19 protein-coding genes and 1 tRNA gene are annotated in these 25,228 nt (G+C 58.4%); 12 read left to right on the top strand and 8 right to left on the bottom strand.

What is annotated here, in order from left to right; translation table 11 throughout:
* Nucleotides 1-412 precede the first annotated feature (412 nt).
* From tig to AC3WK5_RS14710, 8 genes are all read left to right on the top strand, one after another.
* Complete coding sequence (gene tig, locus AC3WK5_RS14675; RefSeq protein ID WP_103316154.1) at nt 413-1,723, top strand: trigger factor; 1,311 nt, start codon at nt 413-415, stop codon at nt 1,721-1,723.
* Between the two features lie 92 nt (nt 1,724-1,815).
* Nucleotides 1,816-2,457, top strand: coding sequence for an ATP-dependent Clp endopeptidase proteolytic subunit ClpP (gene clpP / locus AC3WK5_RS14680; protein WP_054596540.1), 642 nt, complete (start codon nt 1,816-1,818; stop codon nt 2,455-2,457).
* A gap of 106 nt (nt 2,458-2,563) precedes the next feature.
* A complete protein-coding gene (gene clpX, locus AC3WK5_RS14685) occupies nt 2,564-3,847 on the top strand; it encodes an ATP-dependent Clp protease ATP-binding subunit ClpX (RefSeq protein WP_054596541.1) in 1,284 nt (427 codons plus the stop codon).
* Nucleotides 3,848-4,045: 198 nt separating this feature from the next.
* The gene (gene lon / locus AC3WK5_RS14690; RefSeq protein ID WP_054596542.1) at nt 4,046-6,442 is read left to right on the top strand and encodes an endopeptidase La; all 2,397 of its coding nucleotides are present in this window, start codon (nt 4,046-4,048) and stop codon (nt 6,440-6,442) included.
* 147 nt (nt 6,443-6,589) lie between these two features.
* The gene (locus AC3WK5_RS14695) at nt 6,590-6,862 is read left to right on the top strand and encodes an HU family DNA-binding protein (RefSeq protein ID WP_002552737.1); all 273 of its coding nucleotides are present in this window, start codon (nt 6,590-6,592) and stop codon (nt 6,860-6,862) included.
* A gap of 53 nt (nt 6,863-6,915) precedes the next feature.
* Nucleotides 6,916-6,992, top strand: a tRNA-Asp gene (locus tag AC3WK5_RS14700).
* A gap of 101 nt (nt 6,993-7,093) precedes the next feature.
* A complete protein-coding gene (locus AC3WK5_RS14705) occupies nt 7,094-8,953 on the top strand; it encodes a SurA N-terminal domain-containing protein (protein WP_054596543.1) in 1,860 nt (619 codons plus the stop codon).
* Nucleotides 8,954-9,225: 272 nt separating this feature from the next.
* Nucleotides 9,226-10,077: a DUF2242 domain-containing protein gene (locus tag AC3WK5_RS14710; RefSeq protein ID WP_103316155.1), complete on the top strand. Its 852-nt coding sequence runs from the start codon at nt 9,226-9,228 to the stop codon at nt 10,075-10,077.
* A 359-nt stretch (nt 10,078-10,436) separates the two neighbouring features.
* On the opposite strand, the gene AC3WK5_RS14715 is transcribed toward AC3WK5_RS14710, so the two are convergent.
* Together AC3WK5_RS14715 and AC3WK5_RS14720 are read right to left on the bottom strand one after the other, a co-directional pair.
* Entirely contained in the window at nt 10,437-11,477 is a 1,041-nt protein-coding gene (locus tag AC3WK5_RS14715; protein WP_103316156.1) for an AraC family transcriptional regulator, read from the bottom strand.
* Between the two features lie 3 nt (nt 11,478-11,480).
* Entirely contained in the window at nt 11,481-12,611 is a 1,131-nt protein-coding gene (locus AC3WK5_RS14720) for a carbon-nitrogen hydrolase family protein (RefSeq protein WP_103316157.1), read from the bottom strand.
* Nucleotides 12,612-12,821: 210 nt separating this feature from the next.
* Here AC3WK5_RS14720 and AC3WK5_RS14725 point away from each other — a divergent pair, with 210 nt between their 5' ends.
* Nucleotides 12,822-14,861: an oxidoreductase gene (locus tag AC3WK5_RS14725; protein WP_103316158.1), complete on the top strand. Its 2,040-nt coding sequence runs from the start codon at nt 12,822-12,824 to the stop codon at nt 14,859-14,861.
* A 155-nt stretch (nt 14,862-15,016) separates the two neighbouring features.
* Nucleotides 15,017-15,949 (top strand): 1-aminocyclopropane-1-carboxylate deaminase/D-cysteine desulfhydrase, encoded by a 933-nt coding sequence (locus AC3WK5_RS14730; protein WP_103316159.1) that lies wholly within the window; start codon nt 15,017-15,019, stop codon nt 15,947-15,949.
* On the opposite strand, the gene AC3WK5_RS14735 is transcribed toward AC3WK5_RS14730, so the two are convergent.
* The 3 genes from AC3WK5_RS14735 to AC3WK5_RS14745 all read right to left on the bottom strand — a co-directional run bounded on the left by AC3WK5_RS14735 (nt 15,936) and on the right by AC3WK5_RS14745 (nt 18,739).
* Nucleotides 15,936-16,493, bottom strand: a complete 558-nt coding sequence (locus tag AC3WK5_RS14735) for a cytochrome b (RefSeq protein ID WP_103316160.1) — start codon at nt 16,491-16,493, stop codon at nt 15,936-15,938. The genes AC3WK5_RS14730 and AC3WK5_RS14735 overlap by 14 nt on opposite strands.
* Nucleotides 16,494-16,694: 201 nt before the next feature.
* The gene (gene phnX, locus AC3WK5_RS14740; protein ID WP_103316161.1) at nt 16,695-17,522 is read right to left on the bottom strand and encodes a phosphonoacetaldehyde hydrolase; all 828 of its coding nucleotides are present in this window, start codon (nt 17,520-17,522) and stop codon (nt 16,695-16,697) included.
* 107 nt (nt 17,523-17,629) lie between these two features.
* The gene (locus tag AC3WK5_RS14745) at nt 17,630-18,739 is read right to left on the bottom strand and encodes a 2-aminoethylphosphonate--pyruvate transaminase (protein WP_103316162.1); all 1,110 of its coding nucleotides are present in this window, start codon (nt 18,737-18,739) and stop codon (nt 17,630-17,632) included.
* A gap of 111 nt (nt 18,740-18,850) precedes the next feature.
* On the opposite strand from AC3WK5_RS14745, the gene AC3WK5_RS14750 reads away from it, so the two are divergent.
* A complete protein-coding gene (locus AC3WK5_RS14750; RefSeq protein ID WP_103316163.1) occupies nt 18,851-19,711 on the top strand; it encodes a LysR substrate-binding domain-containing protein in 861 nt (286 codons plus the stop codon).
* 19 nt (nt 19,712-19,730) lie between these two features.
* On the opposite strand, the gene AC3WK5_RS14755 is transcribed toward AC3WK5_RS14750, so the two are convergent.
* Nucleotides 19,731-21,524, bottom strand: coding sequence for a type VI secretion system Vgr family protein (locus AC3WK5_RS14755; protein ID WP_158248915.1), 1,794 nt, complete (start codon nt 21,522-21,524; stop codon nt 19,731-19,733).
* Nucleotides 21,525-21,743: 219 nt separating this feature from the next.
* On the opposite strand from AC3WK5_RS14755, the gene AC3WK5_RS14760 reads away from it, so the two are divergent.
* Entirely contained in the window at nt 21,744-22,448 is a 705-nt protein-coding gene (locus AC3WK5_RS14760; protein ID WP_103316165.1) for a YebC/PmpR family DNA-binding transcriptional regulator, read from the top strand.
* 135 nt (nt 22,449-22,583) lie between these two features.
* Here AC3WK5_RS14760 and AC3WK5_RS14765 read toward each other — a convergent pair whose 3' ends face one another.
* Nucleotides 22,584-23,909 carry a leucine-rich repeat-containing protein kinase family protein gene (locus tag AC3WK5_RS14765; protein ID WP_103316188.1) on the bottom strand — a complete coding sequence of 442 codons (1,326 nt, stop codon included), beginning with the start codon at nt 23,907-23,909 and terminating at the stop codon, nt 22,584-22,586.
* Between the two features lie 88 nt (nt 23,910-23,997).
* Nucleotides 23,998-25,131 (bottom strand): cell division protein ZapE, encoded by a 1,134-nt coding sequence (zapE, locus tag AC3WK5_RS14770; RefSeq protein WP_103316167.1) that lies wholly within the window; start codon nt 25,129-25,131, stop codon nt 23,998-24,000.
* Nucleotides 25,132-25,228 lie beyond the last annotated feature (97 nt).

Raw genomic sequence — 25,228 nt, forward strand, 5'->3', positions numbered from 1 at the left:
ACGTCCACCCCATATTTCGAAAGGCGCCAGATTTAACAGTCTGGCGCCTTTTTTGTTTCAGTATTTGTATGTTCAGCGACTGCAGGTTCCGGGTCGCAAGGGCGGGGCGTTTCGTCGTATTCATGTTGCTCGATGATGCCGCATTGCCCGCCGGGCTTGCTCGCAAGGTCGGCTGCCAGGGAGCTGATTGGCTCTCCTTCTATATATAGGAGGGTTGGCGCAGAGACCTGGCGTGATTGACTGTATTTGCCTCCGGGGTGAGGTGTATTCGTGCATCCACACCTATAAATTGCCTGCTGCGTTTTTACCCGTTTTCAGTAGGGTGACTTCTTGAGTTTGACCCACTAGAATGCATGCCCTTGATTCTGTGGTCGGAAACGGCCGGCTAACGTCTGTGCAACGAGGAATATCCATGCAAGTTTCTGTTGAAAATACTTCTGCTCTAGAGCGCCGCATGAGCATCACCGTGCCAGCTGAGCGCATTGAGACTCAAGTCAACAAGCGTCTGCAACAGACTGCCCAAAAGGCCAAGATTGCAGGCTTCCGTCCTGGCAAAGTGCCAATGAGCGTGATTCGTCAGCGTTATGAAGCTGATGCGCGTCAGGAAGCTGTAGGCGACGTGATCCAGGCTTCTTTCTACGAAGCGATTGTCGAGCAAAAGCTGAACCCGGCTGGCGCTCCTTCGGTAGAGCCTAAAGTCCTGGAGAAGGGCAAGGATCTGGAATTCGTTGCAACGTTCGAAGTGTTCCCCGAGTTCACCGTTGCCGGTTTCGAATCCATCGCTGTCGAGCGCCTGAGCGCTGACGTGGCGGACGCTGATCTGGACAAAATGCTGGAAATCCTGCGCAAGCAGAACGTTCGTTTTGAAATTGCCGATCGTGCAGCTCAGAACGAAGACCAACTGAACATCGATTTCGTTGGCAAGGTTGACGGTGAAGTGTTCGCCGGTGGTTCCGCCAAGGGTACTCAGCTGGTTCTGGGTTCCGGCCGCATGATCCCAGGCTTCGAAGAAGGCCTGGTTGGCGCTAAAGCGGGCGAAGAGCGCGTTCTGAACCTGACCTTCCCTGAGAACTATCAGAACCTCGACCTGGCTAACAAGGCAGCCGAGTTCACCGTCACCGTGAACACTGTTTCCGAGCCGAAACTGCCTGAATTGACCGAAGAATTCTTCGCTCAGTTCGGTATCAAAGAGTCTGGTATCGACGGTTTCCGCACTGAAGTTCGTAAGAACATGGAGCGCGAGCTGCGTCAGGCGATCAAATCCAAGGTCAAGAATCAGGTAATGGACGGTCTGCTGGCCGCCAACCCGATCGAGGTGCCAAAGGCCCTGCTGTCCAACGAAGTTGATCGTCTGCGCGTTCAGGCGGTTCAGCAGTTCGGTGGCAACATCAAGCCTGACCAACTGCCAGCCGAGCTGTTCGAAGAGCAAGCCAAGCGTCGCGTTGTGCTGGGTCTGGTGGTGGCTGAAGTGGTCAAGCAATACGACCTCAAGCCTGACGAAACCCGCGTTCGCGAGCTGATTCAGGAAATGGCTTCGGCTTATCAGGAGCCTGAGCAAGTCGTGTCCTGGTACTACAAGAACGACCAGCAACTGAACGAAGTCCGTTCGGTTGTGCTGGAAGAGCAAGTTGTGGATACTGTTCTTCAGAAAGCTAGCGTGACCGACAAATCGGTCTCTTACGAAGAAGCGGTCAAGCCGGTAGAAGCTCCACAAGCCGACTGATTGTTTTTGCGTTAGAAGCACACACCATAAGCCAGCTTTCGAGCTGGCTTATGCGTATTCAAGACATAACTATTTGGGAGTGACTGCGAGACATGTCCCGCAATTCTTATTATCAGCAGAGCTCTGACATCCAGGCCGCAGGTGGTCTGGTCCCGATGGTTATCGAGCAGTCCGCCCGTGGCGAACGTGCCTATGACATCTACTCGCGCCTCCTCAAGGAACGAGTGATCTTCCTTGTCGGCCCGGTAGAAGACTACATGGCCAACCTGGTCGCTGCGCAACTGCTGTTCCTTGAAGCGGAAAACCCGGACAAGGACATCCATCTTTACATCAACTCACCAGGCGGTTCGGTGACTGCGGGCATGTCGATCTACGACACCATGCAGTTCATCAAGCCTGACGTTTCCACTACCTGTATCGGTCAGGCCTGCAGCATGGGTGCTTTCCTGCTTGCCGGTGGTGCTGCGGGCAAGCGTTACTGCCTGCCGAACTCGCGCATGATGATTCACCAGCCATTGGGCGGTTTCCAGGGTCAGGCGTCGGACATCGACATCCATGCCAAGGAAATCCTCCATATCCGTTCGCGTCTGAACTCGTTGTTGGCTTATCACACCGGTCAAAGCCTCGAAACCATTGAGCGCGACACCGAGCGTGACAATTTCATGAGCGCAGAGCGTGCGGCTGAATACGGCCTGATCGACTCGGTGATCGACAAGCGTAAAATGCCCGCCTAAGCAGCTCAAATGCAGGTGGTTGGTTTAACTGGCCACCAGCGGGCTTGAAAAAGCCCGCAATTGCCTTCATCTTGTGTTGCAAGCCTATCGGATTTGGATCGATCGAATGACTGACACCCGCAACGGCGAGGACAACGGCAAGCTGCTCTATTGCTCCTTCTGTGGCAAAAGCCAGCATGAAGTGCGCAAATTGATTGCCGGCCCCTCGGTCTTTATCTGCGACGAGTGCGTCGACCTGTGCAACGACATCATCCGCGAGGAGGTGCAGGAAGCACAGGCCGAAAGCAGCGCGCATAAATTGCCTTCGCCTAAAGAAATCAGCGGCATCCTTGATCAGTACGTGATTGGTCAGGAACGTGCGAAAAAGGTTTTGGCCGTAGCGGTGTACAACCACTACAAACGCCTCAACCAGCGTGACAAAAAGAATGACGATGTCGAACTCGGCAAAAGCAACATCTTGCTGATCGGCCCTACAGGCTCGGGTAAAACCCTGCTTGCTGAAACACTGGCCCGTTTGCTGAATGTGCCTTTCACTATCGCTGACGCAACCACCCTCACCGAGGCGGGTTACGTGGGTGAAGACGTTGAAAACATCATTCAGAAACTGTTGCAGAAGTGCGATTACGACGTAGAAAAAGCTCAAATGGGCATTGTCTACATCGATGAAATCGACAAGATTTCGCGCAAGTCCGACAACCCGTCCATCACCCGGGACGTTTCCGGTGAAGGCGTGCAGCAGGCCCTGCTCAAGCTGATCGAAGGTACGGTCGCTTCCGTTCCGCCTCAAGGTGGTCGCAAGCACCCGCAGCAGGAATTCCTTCAGGTCGACACCCGTAACATCCTGTTCATCTGCGGCGGTGCGTTCTCCGGTCTGGAAAAGGTTATTCAAAACCGTTCCACCCGTGGCGGCATTGGTTTCAACGCAGAAGTTCGCAGCAAGGAAGAAGGCAAGAAGGTGGGTGAGTCCCTGCGTGAAGTCGAGCCTGACGATCTGGTCAAGTTCGGTCTGATCCCGGAGTTCGTCGGTCGTCTGCCGGTTCTTGCTACGCTGGACGAGCTCGACGAGGCTGCGCTGATGCAGATCCTCACCGAGCCGAAAAATGCTCTGACCAAACAGTATGCCAAGCTGTTCGAGATGGAAGGCGTAGACCTGGAATTCCGGGCCGATGCACTGAAATCGGTCGCCAAGCGCGCACTGGAACGCAAAACCGGTGCTCGTGGATTGCGTTCGATTCTCGAAGGTGTGCTGCTCGACACTATGTATGAAATCCCCTCGCAATCCGAGGTGAGTAAAGTAGTGATCGATGAAAGCGTTATAGAAGGCAAGTCCAAGCCACTGTATATCTACGAAAACAGTGAGCCGGCTGCCAAGGCAGCGCCAGACGCGTAAGCGTCGCACTGCCGGATTAAAAGAAGGGGCCTTCGGGCCCCTTTGCTTTTGCAGGAGCTGCCGAAGGTTTGGGCCGCGTTTGGACGATCTTTACCGCGGTCTTTTAATCAGCTTGTTTTTTTCGAAAGCAGCCCCCATCTTGGTTTCAAGCTTACTTCCATCTGTTTCCGGCCTTATGGCCGCCGTAGAGGCGAAATCATGAAGACAACCATCGAATTGCCTCTCCTGCCATTGCGTGATGTTGTGGTTTATCCGCACATGGTTATCCCGCTGTTTGTGGGGCGCGAGAAATCTATCGAAGCCCTCGAGGCGGCGATGACGGGCGACAAGCAGATCCTTCTGCTGGCCCAGAGAAACCCTGCCGACGACGATCCCGGTGAAGACGCACTTTATCGTGTCGGTACGATCGCAACGGTTCTGCAGCTGCTCAAGCTGCCTGACGGCACGGTCAAAGTGCTGGTTGAGGGCGAGCAGCGTGGCGCGGTCGAGCGTTTCAGCGAAGTCGACGGCCATTGCCGTGCCGAGGTTTCGCTGATTGACGAAGTCGACGCTCCCGAGCGCGAATCGGAAGTGTTTGTTCGCAGCTTGCTGTCTCAATTTGAACAGTACGTTCAACTGGGCAAGAAGGTTCCGGCTGAAGTCCTGTCATCGCTCAATAGCATCGATGAGCCAAGCCGCCTGGTCGATACCATGGCCGCGCACATGGCGCTGAAGATCGAGCAGAAGCAGGAAATCCTCGAGATTATCGATTTGTCGGCCCGGGTCGAGCACGTTCTGGCATTGCTGGACGCCGAGATCGATTTGCTGCAAGTCGAAAAACGCATTCGTGGCCGCGTCAAAAAGCAAATGGAGCGCAGCCAGCGCGAGTACTACCTGAATGAGCAGATGAAGGCCATTCAGAAAGAACTCGGCGATAGCGAAGAAGGCCATAACGAAGTCGAAGAGCTGAAAAAGCGCATCGATGCCGCAGGCTTGCCAAAAGACGCGCTGATCAAGGCCCAGGCTGAGCTGAACAAGCTCAAGCAAATGTCACCGATGTCTGCTGAAGCGACCGTGGTGCGTTCCTACCTCGACTGGCTGGTTCAGGTGCCGTGGAAGGCACAAAGCAAGGTTCGTCTGGATCTTGCGCGCGCAGAAGACATTCTTGATGCCGACCATTATGGTCTGGAAGAAGTCAAAGAGCGGATTCTCGAATACCTCGCCGTACAAAAACGCGTGAAGAAAATCCGCGGTCCGGTGTTGTGCCTGGTCGGTCCTCCTGGGGTGGGTAAAACCTCTCTGGCGGAGTCGATTGCTCACGCGACAAACCGCAAATTTGTACGCATGGCCCTCGGCGGCGTGCGCGATGAGGCGGAAATTCGTGGTCATCGCCGGACTTATATCGGTTCGATGCCAGGAAGATTGATACAAAAGATGACAAAGGTGGGCGTGCGCAACCCGCTATTCCTGCTCGATGAAATCGACAAGATGGGCAGCGACATGCGTGGCGATCCGGCATCGGCTTTGCTGGAAGTGCTCGATCCCGAGCAAAACCACAATTTCAACGATCACTATCTGGAAGTCGACTACGACCTGTCCGATGTGATGTTCCTTTGCACCTCGAACTCGATGAACATTCCGCCGGCGCTGCTCGACCGGATGGAAGTGATTCGTCTGCCCGGCTACACCGAAGACGAGAAGATCAACATCGCTGTCAAATACCTTTCGCCCAAGCAAATTCAGGCGAATGGCCTGAAAAAAGGCGAGCTGGAATTCGACACCGAGGCGATTCGCGACATCATTCGTTACTACACCCGTGAAGCCGGTGTGCGTGGGCTTGAGCGCCAGATTGCCAAGGTTTGCCGCAAGACGGTCAAAGAGCATGCAATGGAAAAACGCTTCTCGGTGAAAGTCACGGCCGAGATGCTGGAGCACTTCCTTGGCGTGCGCAAGTTCCGCTACGGGCTGGCCGAGCAGCAGGATCAGGTGGGGCAGGTGACTGGCCTGGCCTGGACTCAGGTGGGCGGCGAGTTGCTGACCATCGAAGCTGCAGTGGTGCCGGGTAAAGGGCAACTGATCAAGACCGGTTCGCTGGGCGATGTGATGGTCGAATCGATCACTGCTGCGTTGACGGTCGTTCGCAGCCGCGCGAAAAGCCTGGGGATCCCGCTGGACTTCCATGAGAAGCGCGACACCCACATCCACATGCCGGAAGGGGCGACGCCCAAAGACGGTCCTAGTGCGGGTGTAGGCATGTGTACGGCACTGGTGTCGGCATTGACCGGGATTCCTGTACGCGCTGATGTTGCCATGACCGGCGAAATTACCTTGCGCGGCCAGGTTCTGGCGATCGGTGGACTTAAGGAAAAACTGCTGGCGGCACACCGTGGCGGGATCAAGACAGTGATCATTCCTGAAGAGAATGTTCGCGATTTGAAGGAAATTCCTGACAATATCAAGCAAGATCTTCAGATCAAACCGGTTAAATGGATTGACGAGGTCCTGCAAATTGCGCTGCAATACGCGCCGGAGCCCTTGCCGGATGTGGCTCCCGAGATAGTTGCAAAGGATGAGAAACGCGAGTCTGACTCTAAGGAAAGAATTAGCACGCACTAGTACGTATTAGCCTGGGGGGCTTTCTTGACAGCTTTTTAGAGCCCTTGTTATAAAGCGGCTCTTAAGTGTCTGTAGGCCATTCAGCACTCGTTTTTGCTTTCACCAAAAAACTTAGAATCATCTCAAATAGATATAAGGGGACTTAGAGTGAACAAGTCGGAACTGATTGATGCTATCGCTGCATCCGCTGATATCCCGAAAGCTGCTGCTGGCCGCGCGCTGGACGCTGTAATCGAATCCGTCACTGGCGCTCTCAAGGCTGGCGACTCTGTTGTTCTGGTTGGTTTCGGTACTTTCTCCGTGACTGATCGTCCAGCTCGCATTGGTCGTAACCCACAGACCGGTAAGACGCTGGAAATCGCAGCAGCCAAAAAACCAGGTTTCAAAGCCGGTAAAGCACTGAAAGAAGCTGTTAACTAAGCCTCACTCGGTTTTTTGCCTATCCGGGTCGGGGTCATCCCTGACTTGGCAGCGGAGCGGTAGTTCAGTCGGTTAGAATACCGGCCTGTCACGCCGGGGGTCGCGGGTTCGAGTCCCGTCCGCTCCGCCAGTTACGAGAAGGCGCATCCTCGGATGCGCCTTTCTTCTATCCGGATTCTACCCACGCTCCACGGTTGCCTAATTTGAAGTTCAACCGTTTCTGGGGGACGCATGCTGCAGAATATCAGGGACAATTCACAAGGCTGGATTGCCAAGACCATTATCGGGGTCATCGTTGCACTGATGGCTTTGACCGGTTTCGACGCCATCTTCAAGGCCACTACCCACCGTAATGATGCGGCCAAGGTGAATGGTGAAGAAATCAGCCAGAACGAGCTGAGTCAGGCGGTTGATATGCAACGCCGTCAACTCATGCAACAGCTGGGCAAGGATTTCGATGCATCCTTGCTTGATGAAAAAATGCTGCGCGATGCTGCTTTGAAAGGGCTGATCGACCGCAAACTGTTGCTGCAAGGCGCAGAAAAATCGAAATTCGCTTTCTCCGAAGCTGCACTGGACCAAGTGATCCTGCAAACGCCTGAATTCCAGGTCGACGGCAAGTTCAGTCCTGAGCGTTTCGACCAGGTGATCCGTCAACTGGGCTACAGCCGTATGCAGTTCCGCCAGATGCTGGCTCAGGAAATGCTGATCGGCCAGTTGCGCGCCGGTCTGGCAGGTAGCGGTTTCGTCACCGATGCACAGGTGCAGGCTTTCGCTCGTCTGGAAAAACAGACCCGCGATTTCGCGACCCTGAACGTCAAGGCAGATCCAGCCGCGGTGAAGCTGACTGATGAAGAGGTCAAGGCTTACTACGACGAACACGCCAAAGAGTTCATGACGCCTGATCAGGTGGTCATCGATTACCTCGAGTTGAAGAAGGCTTCTTTCTTTGATCAGGTCGCCGTCAAGGACGAAGACCTGCAAGCGCTGTATCAGAAAGAAACCGCGAACCTGGCCGAACAGCGCCGGGCTGCGCACATTCTGATCGAAGTGAATGACAAGGTGAACGAGGCGCAAGCCAAGGCGAAGATCGAAGAGATCCAGGCGCGTCTGGCCAAAGGTGAAAGCTTCGAGGCCCTGGCCAAGGAGTTCTCGCAGGATCCAGGTTCGGCTGCCAACGGCGGTGACCTCGGTTACGCTGGCCCGGGCGTTTACGACCCAACCTTTGAGAAAGCGCTGTATGCGCTGGGCAAAGACCAGGTGTCGGCGCCGGTGCGCACTGAATTCGGTTTCCACTTGATCAAGCTGTTGGGCGTTGAAGCACCGCAAGTGCCAAGCTTCGCCAGCCTGAAAGATAAGCTGACCAAGGAACTGAAAACCCAACAGGTCGAGCAGCGTTTTGTGGATGCGACCAAACAGTTGGAAGATGCCGCGTTCGAAGCTTCCGACCTGGCTCAACCAGCTGCGGACCTGAAACTGACCGTCCACACGTCCGCACCGTTTGGCCGTGAAGGTGGCGAAGGTATCGCGGCCAACCGTGCCGTGGTCACTGCTGCGTTCAGCCCGGAAGTACTGGATGAAGGTGCCAACAGCACCGGCATCGAGCTGGATCCGGAAACGGTTGTGGTGCTACGTGCCAAAGAGCATCGCAAGCCTGAACAGCTGCCACTGGAAAGCGTCGCTGCGAGCATCCGCGTGCAATTGACCAAGGAGCACGCCAGTGCTGCTGCCAAGACCAAGGCTGATGAGCTGATCGCCAGTCTGCGTGATGGCAAGACGCCGCTCGCCAGCCAGGGCTGGAAAGTCACCAATGCGGCAACTCGTGCTCAGGAAGGTGTTGATCCAACCGTGCTGCAAGCGTTGTTCCGCATGCCGAAGCCTGCAGCCAAGGACAAGCCGACTTTCAGCAGCGTGACCCTGACTGACGGTAGTCTGGTGATCGTGCGTCTGAACGGTGTGAGCGAAGCCGCAGCGCCTTCTGAAGAAGAGAAGGCTCAGTATCGTCGCTTCCTCGCGTCGCGCGTTGGCCAGCAAGACTTCGCGGCCTATCGCAAGCAACTGGAGAGCCAGGCGGACATCAAGCGTTACTGATGCCTGACTGACCCGTTAGTGGTAAACAAAGACCCTGGCCGAAAGGCCGGGGTCTTTTGTTTTGTGCGGTTCGACGGTCGACTGAATTCTTTGGCCACCCGGTCAGCGCGCAGCGGCCAAATTACGGGTGTTCATCGATCATTTGTGCCAGCGACTTTTTCCGGTAAACGAAGGTCAGTAAACTTGTATCGTTTACAAGACACTAATCCATGCGCCGTTACGGGGTGATCTGTTGCACAATAGGCCCCGGATCGTTTTCTTCAGGATGTTCAATGTTCAAATCATTCCATGTGCGTGCCGCCGGGCTGGCGTTGGTACTGGCTGCAGCAGCCGGTTGTACCAAGGACCAGGCCATCTATGAGCATGAAAATTTCGATGATTCCGGGACGTTTTCGCGCAAATACCCGGTTACCGATGTTGCTTCCTGCGAGGCCGCTCGTCGGGCGTTGTTGAGCCAGGGCTACATCATCACCAGCACTGATCCGAAACTGGTCAGCGGTCACAAGAGCTTTCAGCAGACCGGCGACACGCATATGGAGATCAGCTTTAACGTGGTCTGCGCCGAAGACAGCAAGCATCACGCGACGATGTTCGCCAATGCCTTGCAGGACCGTTACGCGCTGAAGAAAACCAACAACTCCGCCAGCCTCGGCGTCGGTGTGTTGGGCTCGGTGTCGATGCCGATTGGTTCTTCCGATGATTCGATGGTCAAGGTCGCCAGTGAAACCGTGTCCTCCGGGAAGTTCTACGAGCGGTTTTTCACCCTGGTCGAGCTGTTCCTGCCGCCTGAGGTGAAGAAAGAGGCGCATATCGTCGAGAAGCCAAAGGCCGATCTGGGTGTGCCTGAACCCACGGCGGCCCCTGCAGCGCCAACATCCACGCCCGCAGTGACGCCAGCGCCAACTCCAGCGCCTGCCGAGCCGGCGACGACTGCGCCAGCGCCAGCGGTGAGTGCGCCGATAGAGCCTATATCCGCCGTATCGGCACCTGCGGCGGCGTCGGTTGCACCTGCGAGCCATGCTGAGCCGACACCGGCACCTGAAGTCATCACGCCACCGGCGAATCCGAGTTCGTTGCCGGCGCCGGCCGAGCCAATTCCGCCACTGCCATCGTCCGGCAAGTAATCTGAAGTCGAGCACTGTGGGGTCAATGGCTGATCCTGCAGTGTTTCTTCAGACGCATCTGCACCACCAGAGGCTGATTTTCTTCAGCTTTTATTCAAAGTCCCCCGTGATAAATTCTTGAGTGCCTGCTACGTTTTACTAGCAGGAACGTACCGCTGTGCCCGCGTCATTTTTCTTTCATACGGGCACTTTATGCTGAGGGCGAAGGTCATTGGTATAACGGTTTAACTCGACTCAAAAGGACATCCCTATGGACGATTATCAAGAAGAGCTGCTTGAATACCAGGCGTTTGAACTGGACCCTCTGGAGCCCGCCGAAGACGCCACCGAGTTGTAACAAAGCAGCGGCAGGCTGGCCGTCAGGCTGATTGCCTGTGACTGCGACGGAACTCGCCAGGTGTCTGGTTGTTCCAGCGTTTGAAGGCGCGCTGAAAGGCTTCGGCCGAGGCAAACCCCAGCAGGTAGGCGATTTCGCCAAAGGCCAGTTCCGTGTCGCGGATGTAGGTCATGGCCAGATCGCGGCGAGTGTCGTTGAGAATCGCGCGAAACTGCGTACCCTCTTCGGCGAGCTTGCGACGCAAGGTCCAGGTCGGCAGCTTCAGGCGTGCCGCCACTTCTTCCAGGTCGGGTTCGCGACCTCCATTGAGCAACGGCCCCAGCAACTGAGTGATGCGTTCACGCAGGCTGCGGGTGCGGGTCAATTGCTCCAGTTCCCGTTCACACAGCTTGAGCAGTAGGCGCCAGGTACTCGGACAGTGCTCGGGGTTGCGCAGTGCCAGGCTGGCCTGACTCAGCCTTAGTTGGTTGTGCTCGGCACCAAACTGGATCGGACAATCACCCAGCAGTGCGTAGCGCTCGCGGTAATCCGGCTCGGCGAACTCGATATCGATGCGTTCGGCGTGCAGCGGCTGGTGGCTCACGCTGGATAACTGCTGCAACCAGCTAGCGATGATCGAATCCACCACAAAGCGGTTATAGGCGTTGTACGGGCTGATGGAATAGAACCGTAGCCATGCGCCCTGGGTATCTTCATGAAAACTCGACTGGCCGCGGTAATTGGAGCCGTACAAGGCCTCGAAGCGAATCAGGCAACGCGCCGCTTCGCGCACGGTTGGCGCCTGAGCGGCAGTGACGCCGGCCAGCCCGACCTGGCTGAGGCGGCTCAGTTGGCCCATACGCAGACCCAGCGCCGGGTCGCCGGTCAGTTGAATGGCCGCGTGGCCCAGGCGCATGTAGCGCGGGATCGACAGCCGCGCGCCGGCTTCGGCTAACCGCGCCGAGTCGAGTCCGTATTGTTCCAGCAGCGGCTGCGGGTCCAGACCGTGGCTGGACACTGCATCAGCCAGGCTATGGACGAAGCCGACCGACAGATCCCCGAGGCGCATCGGCTGTGGTTTCATCACTTACAACCAGATATTGAGCAAACGTGCGCCGCGGGCTTCGCGGTCGGCGAAGTGTTGGCCGTTGCTGCTGAGAAAGCTCTGGCCGGCGCTGCCCTGATCCCAGAATTGTCCACGCAGGAACACGCTGACACCAGCACTGGCCTGACTGACCGGGCGCTGACTGGTCAACGTCAGGCGATGCCAGGCCTCGCCCTCGCTGAGCGCGCCGGGTTCGAGGCCGATTTTGCTCGAGGTCGATGGCCCTTTGTCTCCGCGCCAGGGTTTGTCCCAGGCATTTCGGCCGATGACAAAGGCCGGCACGGCGATCAACTGAGCGCCCTGATCATTGAGTTTGCGATAGTTGTCCGGGTACCAGCTGTCGTTGCCGATCAATACGCCAAGACGTCCGGCCGGGGTGTCGATGACATTGATCACTTGATCGGTGCTCGGCTGGATATAGCCCCGTTGATCGAAGGTCGGGTTCAGCTGGCGCTGCGGTTGGCCGATCGGCAAGCCATCGCGACCGAACACCAGGCTGCTGTTGTACAACGCACCACGGCCGATTTTCAGTGTGCCGTCGCTGACACTGGGCTCGGGCAACACGATGCTGCCGGCCACCAGGGTGATGCCAAACTCGTTGGCCAGCCCACCGAACAGCGCCTGGTACTGCCTGGCCATGCTTTTGGCTTTCATGCGCAGGTGCGCGTCATCCAGGCGGTTGTCGCCCTTGGCGCTGATCAACGCGCGCAAAAAGCTCAGGGGATTGCTTACCGCCAGCCAATTCATGGCTTCGTCCAGCGTGCTGGCTTGATACAGCTCGTCTTTCTCGCCGCTGACCATCAGCCAGGTACCGATGTGTTCCGGCAGCACAACGATGGTCTTTTCGTTCAGCAGGCCTTGTTCGCGAGCCCGCTGCAGATAGGCCGCGAGCTTGCGGTGCAGGTGTTCGGGGCTTTGATAATCGGTGGGGAACAATTCGGGCTGGATGCCCAGCAAGTTGCCGCGATCGGCAGGAACGCCCTGGTTAACGGCGAGGTTGATGCGCAGGTCCGAGAGGTAATGGCCAACCGGACGATCAGCGGTCCACATCGCGTACGCGGCGATGAGGGCGACAAATGCCATGGTGACGGTCAGATAAAGAAGTTTGCGCATGGGGAAACAGTCAGCGGCCTTGTGCAGGATTCGCCGACTAGGGTAGGCCCCATGCCGAGGAATGCCAAGAGGTGCTGCGCGTTTGGATCAATAAGTTGTCAGTTACGGTCATTGAGCGATGACAGGCCTGCTCTTAGTCTGTGGCACATAACCGATGGGTGCCAAAGAGCACCCGCACTATTTTCGTGATTGTTCGTTGTGGAGCTACCGATGACCGCCGCTCATTACCCGCACCTGCTGGCCCCGCTGGACCTGGGTTTTACCACGCTGCGCAACCGCACCCTGATGGGCTCGATGCACACCGGCCTTGAGGAGAAGCCTGGCGGGTTCGAGCGCATGGCGGCGTACTTCGCCGAACGTGCTCGCGGTGGTGTTGGCCTGATGGTCACCGGCGGTATTGGTCCGAACGATGAGGGAGGGGTGTACTCCGGCGCTGCCAAGTTGACCACTCTCGATGAGGCGCTCAAGCACCAGGTCGTCACCCGTGCCGTGCACGAGGCGGGTGGCAAGATTTGCATGCAGATTCTGCACGCCGGGCGTTATGCCTACAGCCCGAAACAGGTCGCGCCGAGTGCGATCCAGGCACCGATCAACCCGTTCAAGCCCAAAGAGCTGGACGAGGAAGGCATCGAGAAGCAGATCAGCGACTTCGTCACCTGTTCGACCCTGGCGCAAAAAGCCGAGTACGACGGTGTCGAGATCATGGGCTCGGAAGGTTATTTCATTAACCAGTTCCTCGCAGCCCACACCAACCACCGCACCGATCGCTGGGGCGGCAGCTATGAAAACCGTATGCGCCTGCCGGTGGAAATCGTTCGTCGCGTTCGCGAGGCGGTAGGCCCGAATTTCATCATCATCTTCCGACTATCGATGCTCGACCTGGTGGAAGGCGGCAGCACTTGGGAAGAAATCGTTCAGTTGGCCAAGGCCATCGAGCAAGCAGGTGCGACCATTATCAACACCGGGATCGGCTGGCACGAAGCGCGGATTCCGACCATCGCCACCAAGGTTCCACGTGCAGCCTTCAGCAAAGTCACGGCCAAGTTGCGTGGGGAGGTAGGCATTCCGCTGATTACCACCAACCGCATCAACACCCCGGAAGTCGCCGAGCAGATCCTTGCCGAAGGCGATGCCGACATGGTGTCGATGGCGCGGCCGTTCCTCGCCGACCCGGAGTTCGTCAACAAGGCCGCCGCCGGTCGCAGTGATGAAATCAATACCTGCATCGGTTGCAACCAGGCCTGCCTGGACCACACCTTCGGCGGCAAATTGACCTCGTGCCTGGTCAACCCGCGGGCGTGCCATGAAACCGAGCTCAATTACCTGCCGGTGCAGCAGATCAAGAAAATTGCCGTGGTCGGCGCTGGCCCTGCGGGATTGTCCGCGGCCACCGTGGCCGCCGAGCGTGGTCATCAAGTGACGCTGTTCGATTCCGCCAGCGAAATCGGCGGCCAGTTCAACGTCGCCAAGCGTGTGCCGGGCAAGGAAGAGTTCTTTGAAACCCTGCGCTACTTCAAGCGCAAGTTGCAGACCACGAACGTCGAGGTGTGCCTGAATACGCGGGTCGATGTCGCGCAGTTGGTGGACGGGGGTTATGACGAGGTGATTCTGGCCACCGGCATTGCGCCGCGTGTACCGGCGATTCCGGGTGTCGAGAATGCCAAGGTGTTGAGCTACCTGGACGTGATCCTCGAACGCAAGCCGGTCGGCAAGAGCGTTGCGGTGATTGGCGCCGGCGGTATCGGTTTTGACGTCTCGGAATTCCTCGTGCATCAAGGCGTCGCCACCAGCCAGGACCGTGAAGCGTTCTGGAAAGAGTGGGGCATCGATACTCACCTTGAGGCCCGTGGCGGTGTCGCAGGGATCAAGGCCGAGCCTCACGCGCCAGCACGCCAGGTGTTCCTGTTGCAGCGCAAGAAATCCAAGGTCGGCGACGGTTTGGGCAAGACCACCGGCTGGATTCATCGCACCGGGCTGAAGAACAAGCACGTACAGATGCTCAACAGCGTCGAATACCTGAAGATCGATGACGAAGGCCTGCACGTCCGCATCGGTGAAACCGGTGAGCCGCAAGTGCTGCCAGTGGACAACATCGTGATCTGCGCCGGGCAGGATCCGTTGCGCGAATTGCACGACGGCCTGGTAGCTGCCGGGCAGAACGTGCATTTGATCGGTGGCGCGGATGTAGCGGCGGAGCTGGATGCCAAGCGTGCGATCAATCAGGGTTCGCGCCTGGCAGCTGAGTTGTAATCAGCTACGCAGGTCAAGCGTGCCAATGGCTATCGCGGGCAAGCCTTGCTCCTACGGATTATGTGTCGACACATGACCCGTAGGAGCAAGGCTTGCCTGCGATGGCGTTCTGTCTGCTGCTAAGATGCCGGCTCTTTCCCAAAGAGCCGGCATCAATGCTTTCTCCTCCCAGCGACTGGCTGCCCCATGCCCCGCTTGAACGTCTTCATCTCGACTGGCTCACCAGCGCCGGGATCGAGGTGGCGATCCTGCGCCTGGACCGGATCGACCCGCTGATCTCCGGCAACAAGTGGTTCAAGCTCATTGAGCATCTAAGGGTGGCCCGCGAGGCCGGTGCCGAGGGTGTGATCAGCCTGGGTGGTGCCTGGTCCAATCATCTGCATGCGTTGGCGGCAGCCGGTAAACGTTTTGGCTTTCCTACCGTCGGCCTGTTGCGCGGGCATCCGCAAGACACCCCGACCGTGGAGGATTTACAGGCCTTTGGCATGCAACTGCACTGGTTGGGTTACGGTGGTTATCGTGCGCGCCACGAGCCGGGTTTCTGGCAGCCATGGCAAGCGCAATACCCGCACCTGCATCCGGTCCCCGAAGGCGGGGGCGGTCTGCTCGGTGCGCGTGGTTGCGGGCAGTTACTGACTCAGGTCGGCAATCAGTTGAACCAGTTGGGCTGGAATGACCATGACGGCTGGTGGCTGGCCTGCGGAACCGGCACCACGCTGGCCGGGTTGGTGCAGGCCGAGGCGGGGAGGCATCCGGTGTATGGCGTGCTGGCGGTGCCCGATGATCATGGCGTGGCGCAGCAGGTCGAGGCGATTCTCGGCGAATGCAGCTTGCCGGACGGGGGATATGAGCTGTTCGACGGCAGTTGCGGCGGTTTTGCCAAAGTCGCCCCGCCGTTGCTGGCGTTTATCGAACACTGCGAGCGGGCCAGCGGTATCCCGTTGGAGCCGCTGTACACCGGTAAAGCGCTATGGGCACTCAAGCAACAGGTTGATGCCGGATTTTTTGCCGCCGGCACACGCTTGATCTTCGTGCACACCGGCGGCTTGCAGGGGCGTCGGGGTTTTGCGTCACTCAGTCAGGGCTGACGCGCTTGGGCATCATCCGCAGCAGGGTGTTATCGCGAACCACGTAATGGTGATACAGCCCGGCCACGGCGTGCAGGCCGATCAGCCAATAGCCGATGGTGCCGGCCAGTTCGTGCCAGCCCTTGATCTGCTTGGCCAGCGGTTTGTCCTCGCTGATCAGCAACGGCAGGTCGATGCCGTAGAACATCACCTGATGACCGTTGGCACTGGTGACCAGCCAACCGAGAATCGGTGTGGCGATCATGAATATATACAACGCCCAGTGCATCAGCCGGGCAAGCACGGTTTGCCACTGGGGCGATGCCGGGAAGATTTGCGGAGCGCGTCCCAGGCTACGGGCGAACAGCCGTAACCAGACCAGTGTGAACACGGTCAGGCCGAGCATGTAGTGCGTTTCCGTGATCAGGGCTCGGCCGCCACTGCCCCTGGGAAACATCCCCCGCAGTTCGATACTGGCGTAAACCAGCGCCAACAGTACCAGCATCAACCAGTGCAACATGATTGATACGGTGCTGTAGCGTGATTCGGAATTCTTCCAGGGCATACGGTTTTTCCTCGCTTATCAGGTCTGAAGCCCCCGTTCTTGTATGACGGAGTGGGTTAACTGTAATCCTGTTTGCGAGGATTTGCCTGAGTCAGATCAGGCTTCGTACCTTATCGAGCGCTCTGCGACAGCCTATTGGCTAGAAAAAAGCGCCAGTCCCGGTTCAGGGACTGGCGCTTTTTTTGGCACTTGAGGCGGTAATCAGCTGCTTTGCGGCATCTCACCGTTGGCCAGGCGCTGATTGATGTCGGCGATCACTTCCGGCAGGTCGGTGATGGTGTCGATCATGTAGTGCGGACGCGAACTTTCGAACAGGGCATGAATACGCTTGCGTTCGCTGGCCAGTTTGTCGCTGCTCAGCGCGCGATAGCCGTCGTAGGTCAGGCCTAGCGCGTTACCCGAGCAAATCAGCGCGACAGTCCACATGCCGGCACGGCGACCTTCGAGAATACCCGGCACGGTGTCGTCGATCTTTACGCAGGCGGCGACGTCGTCAATACCCAGGGCGATCACGTTGGCTAGGGCCTGAGCCGGCCATGGGCGGCCATTCGGCACTTCGTCGGTGGCGACCACGTGGTCGGCGACATAGCCGTTGGAGGCGGCCAGTTCGACAACTTTGTCCATGACTTGCTTCGGATAACCGGAGCACGAGCCGATTTTGATCCCTTGTTGGCGCAGGTTGGCGATGGTCTCCAGGGCGCCCGGGATCAGCGCCGAGTGCTCGGCGATTTTTTCGATTTGCAGCGGCATGAAGCGTTTGTAGATGGCGGTCACGTCATCGTCGCTCGGCGTACGACCGAAGACCCGGCGATAACGCTCGGCAACTTCGGGTTGATCGCAGAGCGTGCGGATGTGGTCCCACTTGCCCATGCCCATCGGCCCGCGGGCTTCTTCGATGGACACCTGGACATCAAATTCGGCAAAGGCTTCGACAAAGATCCGGGTCGGCGCGAAAGAGCCGAAGTCGACCACGGTGCCCGCCCAGTCGAGGATGGCGGCTTGCAACTGAGTCGGGTTGTTGTAGTTCATGTCTCAAATCCTGTAATTGGGGGAGTGGTAAGCAAAGCCATGACTCGCCCGTAGCAGCTGCCGAGCCTGCGAGGCTGCGTTCGGCAGCTGCTACGGGCGGTGAAAAGTCAGGTATCGAGGACTTCCATTTCGCGCAGCACCTCGCCGATGGCCGCCACTGCCGCACGCATCTCGGCCTGATTGACGTGACCGATACAGCCGACGCGGAAGGTTTCGACCTGAGTCAATTTGCCTGGGTAGAGGATGAAACCCTTGGCCTTCACGCATTCGTAGAACGCTTTAAAGTGGTAACGCGGATCTTTCGGCGCATGGAAGGTGACGATGATCGGCGCCTGGATCGCGGCGGGCAGGAAGCTGCGCAAGCCGAGTTTGGCCATTTCATCGAGCAGCACCTGACAGTTGTTCGCATAACGCTGATGCCGCGCCGGTAGGCCGCCTTCTTCGTTGTATTGCAGCAACGCTTCGTGCAGCGCCGCGACCACGTGGGTCGGCGGGGTGAAGCGCCATTGGCCGGTCTTGGCCATGTAGGTGTATTGGTCGAACAGGTCCATCGCCAGCGAGTGGGAATTGCCGGCGGCATTCTCCAGGGCGGACTTGTTGGCGAAGACGAAACCCATCCCCGGTACGCCTTCCAGGCATTTACCCGAGGCGGCGATCAGCGCTTCGAACGGTACTTTCCGGGCGTCAATCGGCAGTGCACCGAAAGAACTCATGGCGTCGATGATCAGACGTTTGCCGTGTTGGGCGATGACGTGGGCGATTTCCGGTAGCGGGTTAAGAACCCCGGTGCTGGTTTCGCAGTGGATCAGCGCCACGTGGGTAATGCTGCTGTCGGCTAGCAGCAGGCGGTCGACATCGACGGCGGTGGTCGGTTCGTCTTCAGCCGTTTCGAATGTACTGAATGAACGACCAAGCACCTCGCAGATTTTCGCCAGGCGTTTGCCATAAGCCCCGTTGATCAGCACCAGCACGTTGCCGTCGCGGGGTACCAGAGTGCCGATGGCCGCTTCGACTGCGAAGGTGCCGCTGCCCTGCAACGGCACGCAGTAGTGACTGTCGGCAGCGTTGATGATCGCCAGCAGCTGTTCGCAGAGGCTGGCGGTCAATTGGTTGAAGCGCTCATCCCATGAACCCCAGTCCACCATCATCGCCTCACGGGTGCGCTGCGAGGTGGTCAATGGGCCGGGGGTGAGCAGGATGGGGTCGGCAGAACTCATTCGGGTGTTCTCGCAATCAATGGGATCAAGCTGCGGGAGATAAATTGCAATTTGCCGTTCCATCAATCAAATTGTTTATTGTTATGCCAGCCATCAGTAAGGCCGATAGCTATGAACTTGTTCCAACTCCGTGCATTTGATGCCGTGGCCCGCGAAGGCAGCTTTACCCGCGCCGCTGCCCGTTTGTTTATCAGCCAACCGGCGGTCACCGGGCATATCAAGGCGCTGGAGGAGCACTATCAGGTCACCCTGTTGCGGCGCACCGCGCGGCGGGTCGAATTGACGGAGCAGGGCACCAGGCTTGCGGCCATCACCCGGGCGATGTTCGGCCTGGCCGAAGAGGCGCAAGTGATGCTAGAGGCCAATCGGCAGTTGTTGACCGGTCGGTTGGAAGTGGCAGCGGACGGCCCGCACCTGGTCATGCCGATGCTCGCCAGCCTGCGTGCTAGGTATCCGGGAATCACCGTGAATTTGCGGCTGGGCAATGCTCAGGAAACTCTCGCGGCATTGTTGTCCGAGCACGCCGACGTGGCGGTGCTGACCGAGGTCGAGCCGCGCAAAGGTTTGCACTTGCAAGCCTTGAGCGAGTCGCGGATCTGCGCGCTGGTGCCGGCGGGGCACCCATGGTCGGCGCTACGCGAAGGGGTCGCGCTCAAGCAACTGGACCAGGTGATCATGGTGTTGCGCGAGCCGAGTTCGATCACCCGTCGTACGTTCGATGAGGCTTGTGCTCAGGTCAGGGTCAATCCTCGGGTGCTGCTGGAGCTGGACAGCCGTGAAGCCGTCACCGAGGCGGTGGCGGCCGAGCTGGGGGTGGGCGTGGTGTCTTCGGTGGAAGTCAGCCCCGACCCGCGCGTGCGGGCAGTGCCGATAATTGGCGAAGGACTGGTCAATCGGCACATGATCGGTTGCATGGAGCGGCGGCGGGATCTACGGCTGATTCAGGCGTTTTTCGACCTCGCACCGACCTGACATTGAACGTCAATTGAACCTAGGAAGTAGCGTCCGGGCCGTTCACCAGCCAGTCGAACAGCAGACGCGCTTCTCGCGGTTGGCGCTGAGCGCTGGCGGGGTTGGCGCTTTCGATGAAGCCCAGGCGTTGTTCGCTGTTCCAGTATTGCTGGAAATAATCGGCCAGCGCCACGCATTGCCCCGGATACAGCAGGCAGAGTTGTTCGGGAGTACGGGCGAACTCGCTGGCCAGGCGCTGTTTCTGTTCTACCGTCAGCGACAGGTTGCCCAGTGCCTGGCTTTTACCGGTCATCAGCACATCGTCACGGTTGAGGCTCCCCAGATCCTTGAGCCCGGGACGCGGCATGCGCACGATGTACCACGTGGTGTCGGCCAGGCGTTCGGTGGTGGCGGGGGGGCGCTCGAACAAGTAGATCTCGCCGCTCCAGCCTGTCGGCGGCGCCTTCGGTTCAGCCGCCACCACCGGCTGCGGTTCGCGTGCTTGTGCATCAGCGAAACCGGTGCAAAGCACTGGTCGATCAGGATCACCGTCGAGGAAACTCACGAGTACCTCGCTGCCGGCCAGTGGCAAGGTTGGACGTCCCGTCCCCGTATGGGCAATTGGCAACCAGATGCCTGAGGAACCTTGGCTGTCGGATTGCGCGTCAGGCCACAGGCAGATGTTGATAAGCCCGTGTTCGTCGAGGTGCGGCGGCTTTCCTGCCGGGCCGATGACCTCAGCGGTCTGGTAACCGCAGATACTCGGGCGGGAATGTTTGAGGGCCGGGCGGAACGCGGTTGACCAGGGAATTGCCTTGAATTGATTGCGATAACCCGTTGCCTCGGACAACACCTTGTCCACACCAGGCGTTTCGCCCTGGTGCAGCACTTCGCTTAATAACCATTGATCGTTGAACGCTGGGACCGGATGCCCGGTGACTTGCAGCAGCCGCCCGCTGAGCAGTTCGGGCAGTGTACTGTGGCCCTGAACCAGACGATGCAGGCTGCGCAGACGTTCGAGTTTGCGACGACCGAGCTGGTTGCGACGGGCTTGCACCGGGTCGATTCGACCCGTTGGGTGCGGGCTGGCGAGGTAGGTCTGGTTGGCGCAGGCGTCAGGTGCGGTGGATACGGGGTCAGCGTTGGCGTGCTGCGCAAAGGTGGTTTGCGGCCCTGTGGTCGGCCGGCTATGGCATTGGAAGAGCCGGCTGATCCGCGGGTGTCCGGCATCCCGTGCTGTGGGGTGAAAAGCACTCTCGACCGGTCGCTGCGCAAAGCTGTCGCTGTCATCGGCGAACACCAGCACGTGCCGGTCGTGTTGATGTTCGAAGTGATAGTGGATGCCTTCCTCTTCACACAATCGTTGCAGCAGGTTCAGGTCGGTTTCGTCGTACTGGATGCAAAACGGGCGCGGCGGGTATTCACCGTTTGGTAACTCGAAACGGTAGCTGTCGGGTGGCAGTCGATGCTCGGCCAGCAATTGGCGCAAGATTTCTGGCACGCTCAGGTGCTGGAATACCCTTCGACGGTGCTTTTGCTCAAGTGTAAGCAGACGGGGTGCGAGGTTCAGGCTGTAGCCGATCTGCTGCGCGCCGCAGTACTGCAAACCGGCGCTGTGGATGACGCCGTGGATGCCGGTGGTGGGGCTCAGGCTGAGGAATGCCGGTTGATGCAGCAGTAGGTCCAGATTCATTGCGGGCTGCGGGCCGCGCATTTCGATGTCGAATCGATAGACCTGGTTGAGGGCTTCGCGGCCGCTGAACTGTCGGACCTGAAAACTCAAGGCGAGCTCGGTGAGCGTGAGGATGAAGGGACTTTCCATGTCGTTGTGCATCAAACACTCTTCTGCCATGAAGTACGGGGCACAGAGGTTACGAAACACTGGCGCTCAATAGTCACCGTAAACCTGCTTTTCAGAAAAGCCCTACAACAGGTTGTGAAGATGTCGATCACTCACAACACTTTTTGGTCGATTGCCAACTTTTTGCCGTATAAACTTGCACAAAGCGTCGGCCAATAGATGTCTCGGCGCCACAGATCAAGAGAGTGAGTAATGGGCGCACAGTGGAAGGTTAAACACAAAGAAGCGGCAGCCAACGCCAAGGGCAAGATCTTCGGCAAACTGGTGAAGGAAATCACCATTGCTGCACGTAACGGCGCTGATGTCAGCACCAACGCGCACCTGCGCCTGGTGGTCGAACAGGCGAAAAAAGCCTCGATGCCGCGTGAAACCCTGGAGCGTGCAATCAAGAAAGGCTCGGGCCAGCTCGGCGAAACCGTGCAGTACCACCGCGTGACCTACGAAGGCTTCGCCCCGCATCAGGTGCCGCTGATCGTTGAATGCGTGACTGACAACATCAACCGTACCGTGGCAGAAATCCGCGTGGCGTTCCGTAAAGGCCAGCTGGGGGCTTCCGGTTCCGTGGCCTGGGATTTCGACCACGTGGGCATGATCGAGGCGTCCCCGGACACCCCGGATGCCGATCCGGAAATGGCCGCTATCGAAGCCGGTGCACAGGATTTCGAGCCGGGCGAAGACGGCGCGACCCTGTTTATCACCGAAGCCACCGATCTGGACTCCGTTCAGAAAGCCTTGCCTGAGCAGGGTTTCACGGTGCTGTCGGCGAAGCTCGGCTACAAGCCGAAGAACCCGGTCAGCGGTCTGACCGAGGCACAAATGGAAGAAGTCGAAGCTTTCCTCGAAGGCCTCGATAACCATGACGACGTGCAGGACATGTTTGTCGGGTTGGCGGGTTAAACCGCACTGTCGATTTTGACCTGACCTGTGGCGAGGGAGCTTGCTCCCGCTGGACGGCAAAGCCGTCCCAACAACGACGGCTGCTACGCCGCCGAGCGGGAGCAAGCTCCCTCGCCACGGGTTTTGTATGTGCCGTTAGTGATTTGAGTTACAGGCGGCCAACTCTTGCACGATCTCGCTGAATCCCGGGCGCGCCAGCACGTCTGGCTGACAGCAGCGGCTCTGCAAATCCATCAAGCGCTCACGGCGTTCAATGCTCAAGCCTGAGTCGATCCGCTCCAGCAACTCACCCAACAGAATCCCGAAGGCCCGCACTTCGATGCGTTGCAGCGCGCGCGTTTCAAGGGTGTCGGACGTGGCATGGAAGGACGCCGCGCCGAAGTCGCCCAACAGACAATCGCCGTGCTCATTCCACAACGTATTGTGGCCGTACAGGTCGCCGTGGGTGATGCCCTGTTGATGAAGGTGCGCGGCCGCCGAGGCAATGCCACTGGCGATCCGCAGCGCCACCGCTGCACTGAAACGGGTGTCCTCTGCGTACACATCACGGCTGCAAGACGCCAGGCTCGGCAACGCCGCCAGGTTACGATAGCTCGGCTCGATCAAGTGCATGACCAACCCGGCCTGAGCCTGCGGATGCCCAACGATCCGCCCCTCGACCTTGATCAGGTTGGGATGAATACCTGCGGTGATGCAGGCATTCATTTCATGCAGCGGTGAGCCGTCGCTGGTCATGTGCCCCTTGTAGAGTTTCACTGCGACCTTGCGCGCTGGCTGCGACGGTTGCTCCCACACGGCCTGGTGAATCACCCCGGAAGCGCCTTCGCCCAATTGTTGCTGCAGGTGCAGTTGCGACCAGGGAATGTTCGGCGTGGCTTCGAGCGCGGCGGCATCGGCCTCGGTTTCCAGCGGGTTGCCGGCGTACGCCAACCAAGCCAGCCCGGGCAATGTCAGCAACCACTGCGGCAGTTCGGTCATGCGGTTGGCGGCGATGCGGATCAGCTCCAGCTGATGGCACTGGCTCAAGCTTGCAGGCAGGCTTTGCAGATGGTTGCCGGCCAGCATCAATTTTTGCAGGTGCGGCCGTTCGCCCAATTCGCTTGGCAATTCGCTGATGCAGTTGTCGGTCAGGATCAACCAGCGCAGCAGCGGTGGCAGCGCGGCGGCCGGGACTCGCTCAAGGCGATTGGTCTTGAAACCGATCATCGTCAGTTGCGCGCATTGACCGAGGCAGGTCGGCAACTCGCGGAACTGATTGTCCGAGCAGAACAGCACGCGCAGATGCGTCAGGCGATGCAGGTCATCCGGCAAGCTGCTCAAGGCATTACCGCTGAGGTTGAGCACCTCCAGGGTGTCTGCCAGGTCGAAGATTTCCCGGGGAAACTCGGTCAGGCCGCACGACAGATCCAGACGTTTGAGCCCTGCAAGCGCGCCGGCCCGCAGTTGTGCAAGGGTATGCATGAACACATCCAACCAATGAGAAGAGAACGGCAAGTCGCCCACAAAAAACGCCGCCATGATAACGACAAAATCCGCTGCACTGGACGCTTTATAGCGCTGGCCCGACGTCCACCAACTGCCCCAGGCGACTGCGGGTGCGCGCCAGGTCGATGGCGTCACCGCCCAAGTGCTCACGCAGCGGCCGTTCGCCGAGCAGGATCAGGCGCTTGTCCTGGTCGTAGAGCACGTCGATCAGGTTGATGAAGCGCTGTTGGGTCGCAATCGAGCAGTCCGCCAGATCGGGCAGTGCCTCGATGATCCAGGTGTCGAAGCGTCGGCACAGTTCCAGGTAATCCATCACGGCCGTGGGTTGTTCGCACAGGTCGTTGAAGGTGAAGGCAATGGTTCGACCCTCGCAATGCAGAGCCTGTAGCTGGCGAGTACCGACCGGCAGGATGATGGCCGAAGTGTCCGATTGCGGCAGCTTCAAGGCCTGACGTTGCAAGGTCGTGGTTGGCCACAGGTATTCACCTTGGGTGAATACCTGCTGCGAATGAGGTTGTACCTGACTGCGATAATCATGAGGGCCGCCGACTTCCATGACCTGCATATGCGCATGGATCAAGTCGATGACCGGTTTGAAGCGTGCATGGTAGAGCGGATTTGGTAACAAGCCCTGAGGCGGGTAGTTGGACGTGACCAATAGCAGGACACCGCTCTGGAATAGCGCTTTGAACAAGCGTGCGATGAGCATCGCGTCGCCGATGTCATGTACATGAAACTCGTCGAAACACAGCACCCGACAGTCCTTGAGCAGTTCATCCAGGGTGCTTGCCAGCGCATCGGTGTGTGCTCGATGGCGAAACATGCCCTGATGCAATTGCACAAAAAAGTCATGGAAGTGCAGGCGTTGTTTTTCGGCCACCGGCAAGGCCTGGAAAAAACCATCGAGCAGCCAGCTCTTGCCACGGCCGACCGCGCCATGCAGATAAAGGCTTCGAGGTGCCTGCACAGGCGCGCGACTGCCGGGCAGTGCGCTCGCCAGTTGCGCCATGCAGTCGATAACCCGTTGCTGGCTGTGGCTGAGGGTGTAGCCCTGAGCATGAGCCTTGTGGCGAAAGTAGTCGTGGATGATTTGAGCGCTTTCGCCATTGTTTTCAGGAGCGATGGGGGACTTGCCAAGAAACCTGCGCAGGGCCGGCCAATGTGGTTTGAGTCGTGAGCGGTTTGGCGGGATAGCCAAGTGTTGTCCCCCGTGGTCTTTATGCCTGCTTCCCTTGAGCGACGGCGATGCGATTTTAACCAGGCGGTAAGTTTTCCTTCCAGCTGTGTCGATGAAA

It is taken from the genome of Pseudomonas sp. FW306-02-D09B, from assembly GCF_058782685.1.

What these genes read in the sequence shown, in the direction of transcription:
- tig (WP_103316154.1), top strand. Translation starts at nt 413, where the DNA reads ATGCAAGTTTCTGTTGAAAATACTTCTGCTCTAGAGCGCCGCATGAGC.
- clpP (WP_054596540.1), top strand. Translation starts at nt 1,816, where the DNA reads ATGTCCCGCAATTCTTATTATCAGCAGAGCTCTGACATCCAGGCCGCA.
- clpX (WP_054596541.1), top strand. Translation starts at nt 2,564, where the DNA reads ATGACTGACACCCGCAACGGCGAGGACAACGGCAAGCTGCTCTATTGC.
- lon (WP_054596542.1), top strand. Translation starts at nt 4,046, where the DNA reads ATGAAGACAACCATCGAATTGCCTCTCCTGCCATTGCGTGATGTTGTG.
- AC3WK5_RS14705 (WP_054596543.1), top strand. Translation starts at nt 7,094, where the DNA reads ATGCTGCAGAATATCAGGGACAATTCACAAGGCTGGATTGCCAAGACC.
- AC3WK5_RS14710 (WP_103316155.1), top strand. Translation starts at nt 9,226, where the DNA reads ATGTTCAAATCATTCCATGTGCGTGCCGCCGGGCTGGCGTTGGTACTG.
- AC3WK5_RS14715 (WP_103316156.1), bottom strand. Translation starts at nt 11,477, where the DNA reads ATGAAACCACAGCCGATGCGCCTCGGGGATCTGTCGGTCGGCTTCGTC.
- AC3WK5_RS14720 (WP_103316157.1), bottom strand. Translation starts at nt 12,611, where the DNA reads ATGCGCAAACTTCTTTATCTGACCGTCACCATGGCATTTGTCGCCCTC.
- AC3WK5_RS14725 (WP_103316158.1), top strand. Translation starts at nt 12,822, where the DNA reads ATGACCGCCGCTCATTACCCGCACCTGCTGGCCCCGCTGGACCTGGGT.
- AC3WK5_RS14730 (WP_103316159.1), top strand. Translation starts at nt 15,017, where the DNA reads ATGCTTTCTCCTCCCAGCGACTGGCTGCCCCATGCCCCGCTTGAACGT.
- AC3WK5_RS14735 (WP_103316160.1), bottom strand. Translation starts at nt 16,493, where the DNA reads ATGCCCTGGAAGAATTCCGAATCACGCTACAGCACCGTATCAATCATG.
- phnX (WP_103316161.1), bottom strand. Translation starts at nt 17,522, where the DNA reads ATGAACTACAACAACCCGACTCAGTTGCAAGCCGCCATCCTCGACTGG.
- AC3WK5_RS14745 (WP_103316162.1), bottom strand. Translation starts at nt 18,739, where the DNA reads ATGAGTTCTGCCGACCCCATCCTGCTCACCCCCGGCCCATTGACCACC.
- AC3WK5_RS14750 (WP_103316163.1), top strand. Translation starts at nt 18,851, where the DNA reads ATGAACTTGTTCCAACTCCGTGCATTTGATGCCGTGGCCCGCGAAGGC.
- AC3WK5_RS14755 (WP_158248915.1), bottom strand. Translation starts at nt 21,524, where the DNA reads ATGCACAACGACATGGAAAGTCCCTTCATCCTCACGCTCACCGAGCTC.
- AC3WK5_RS14760 (WP_103316165.1), top strand. Translation starts at nt 21,744, where the DNA reads ATGGGCGCACAGTGGAAGGTTAAACACAAAGAAGCGGCAGCCAACGCC.
- AC3WK5_RS14765 (WP_103316188.1), bottom strand. Translation starts at nt 23,909, where the DNA reads ATGCATACCCTTGCACAACTGCGGGCCGGCGCGCTTGCAGGGCTCAAA.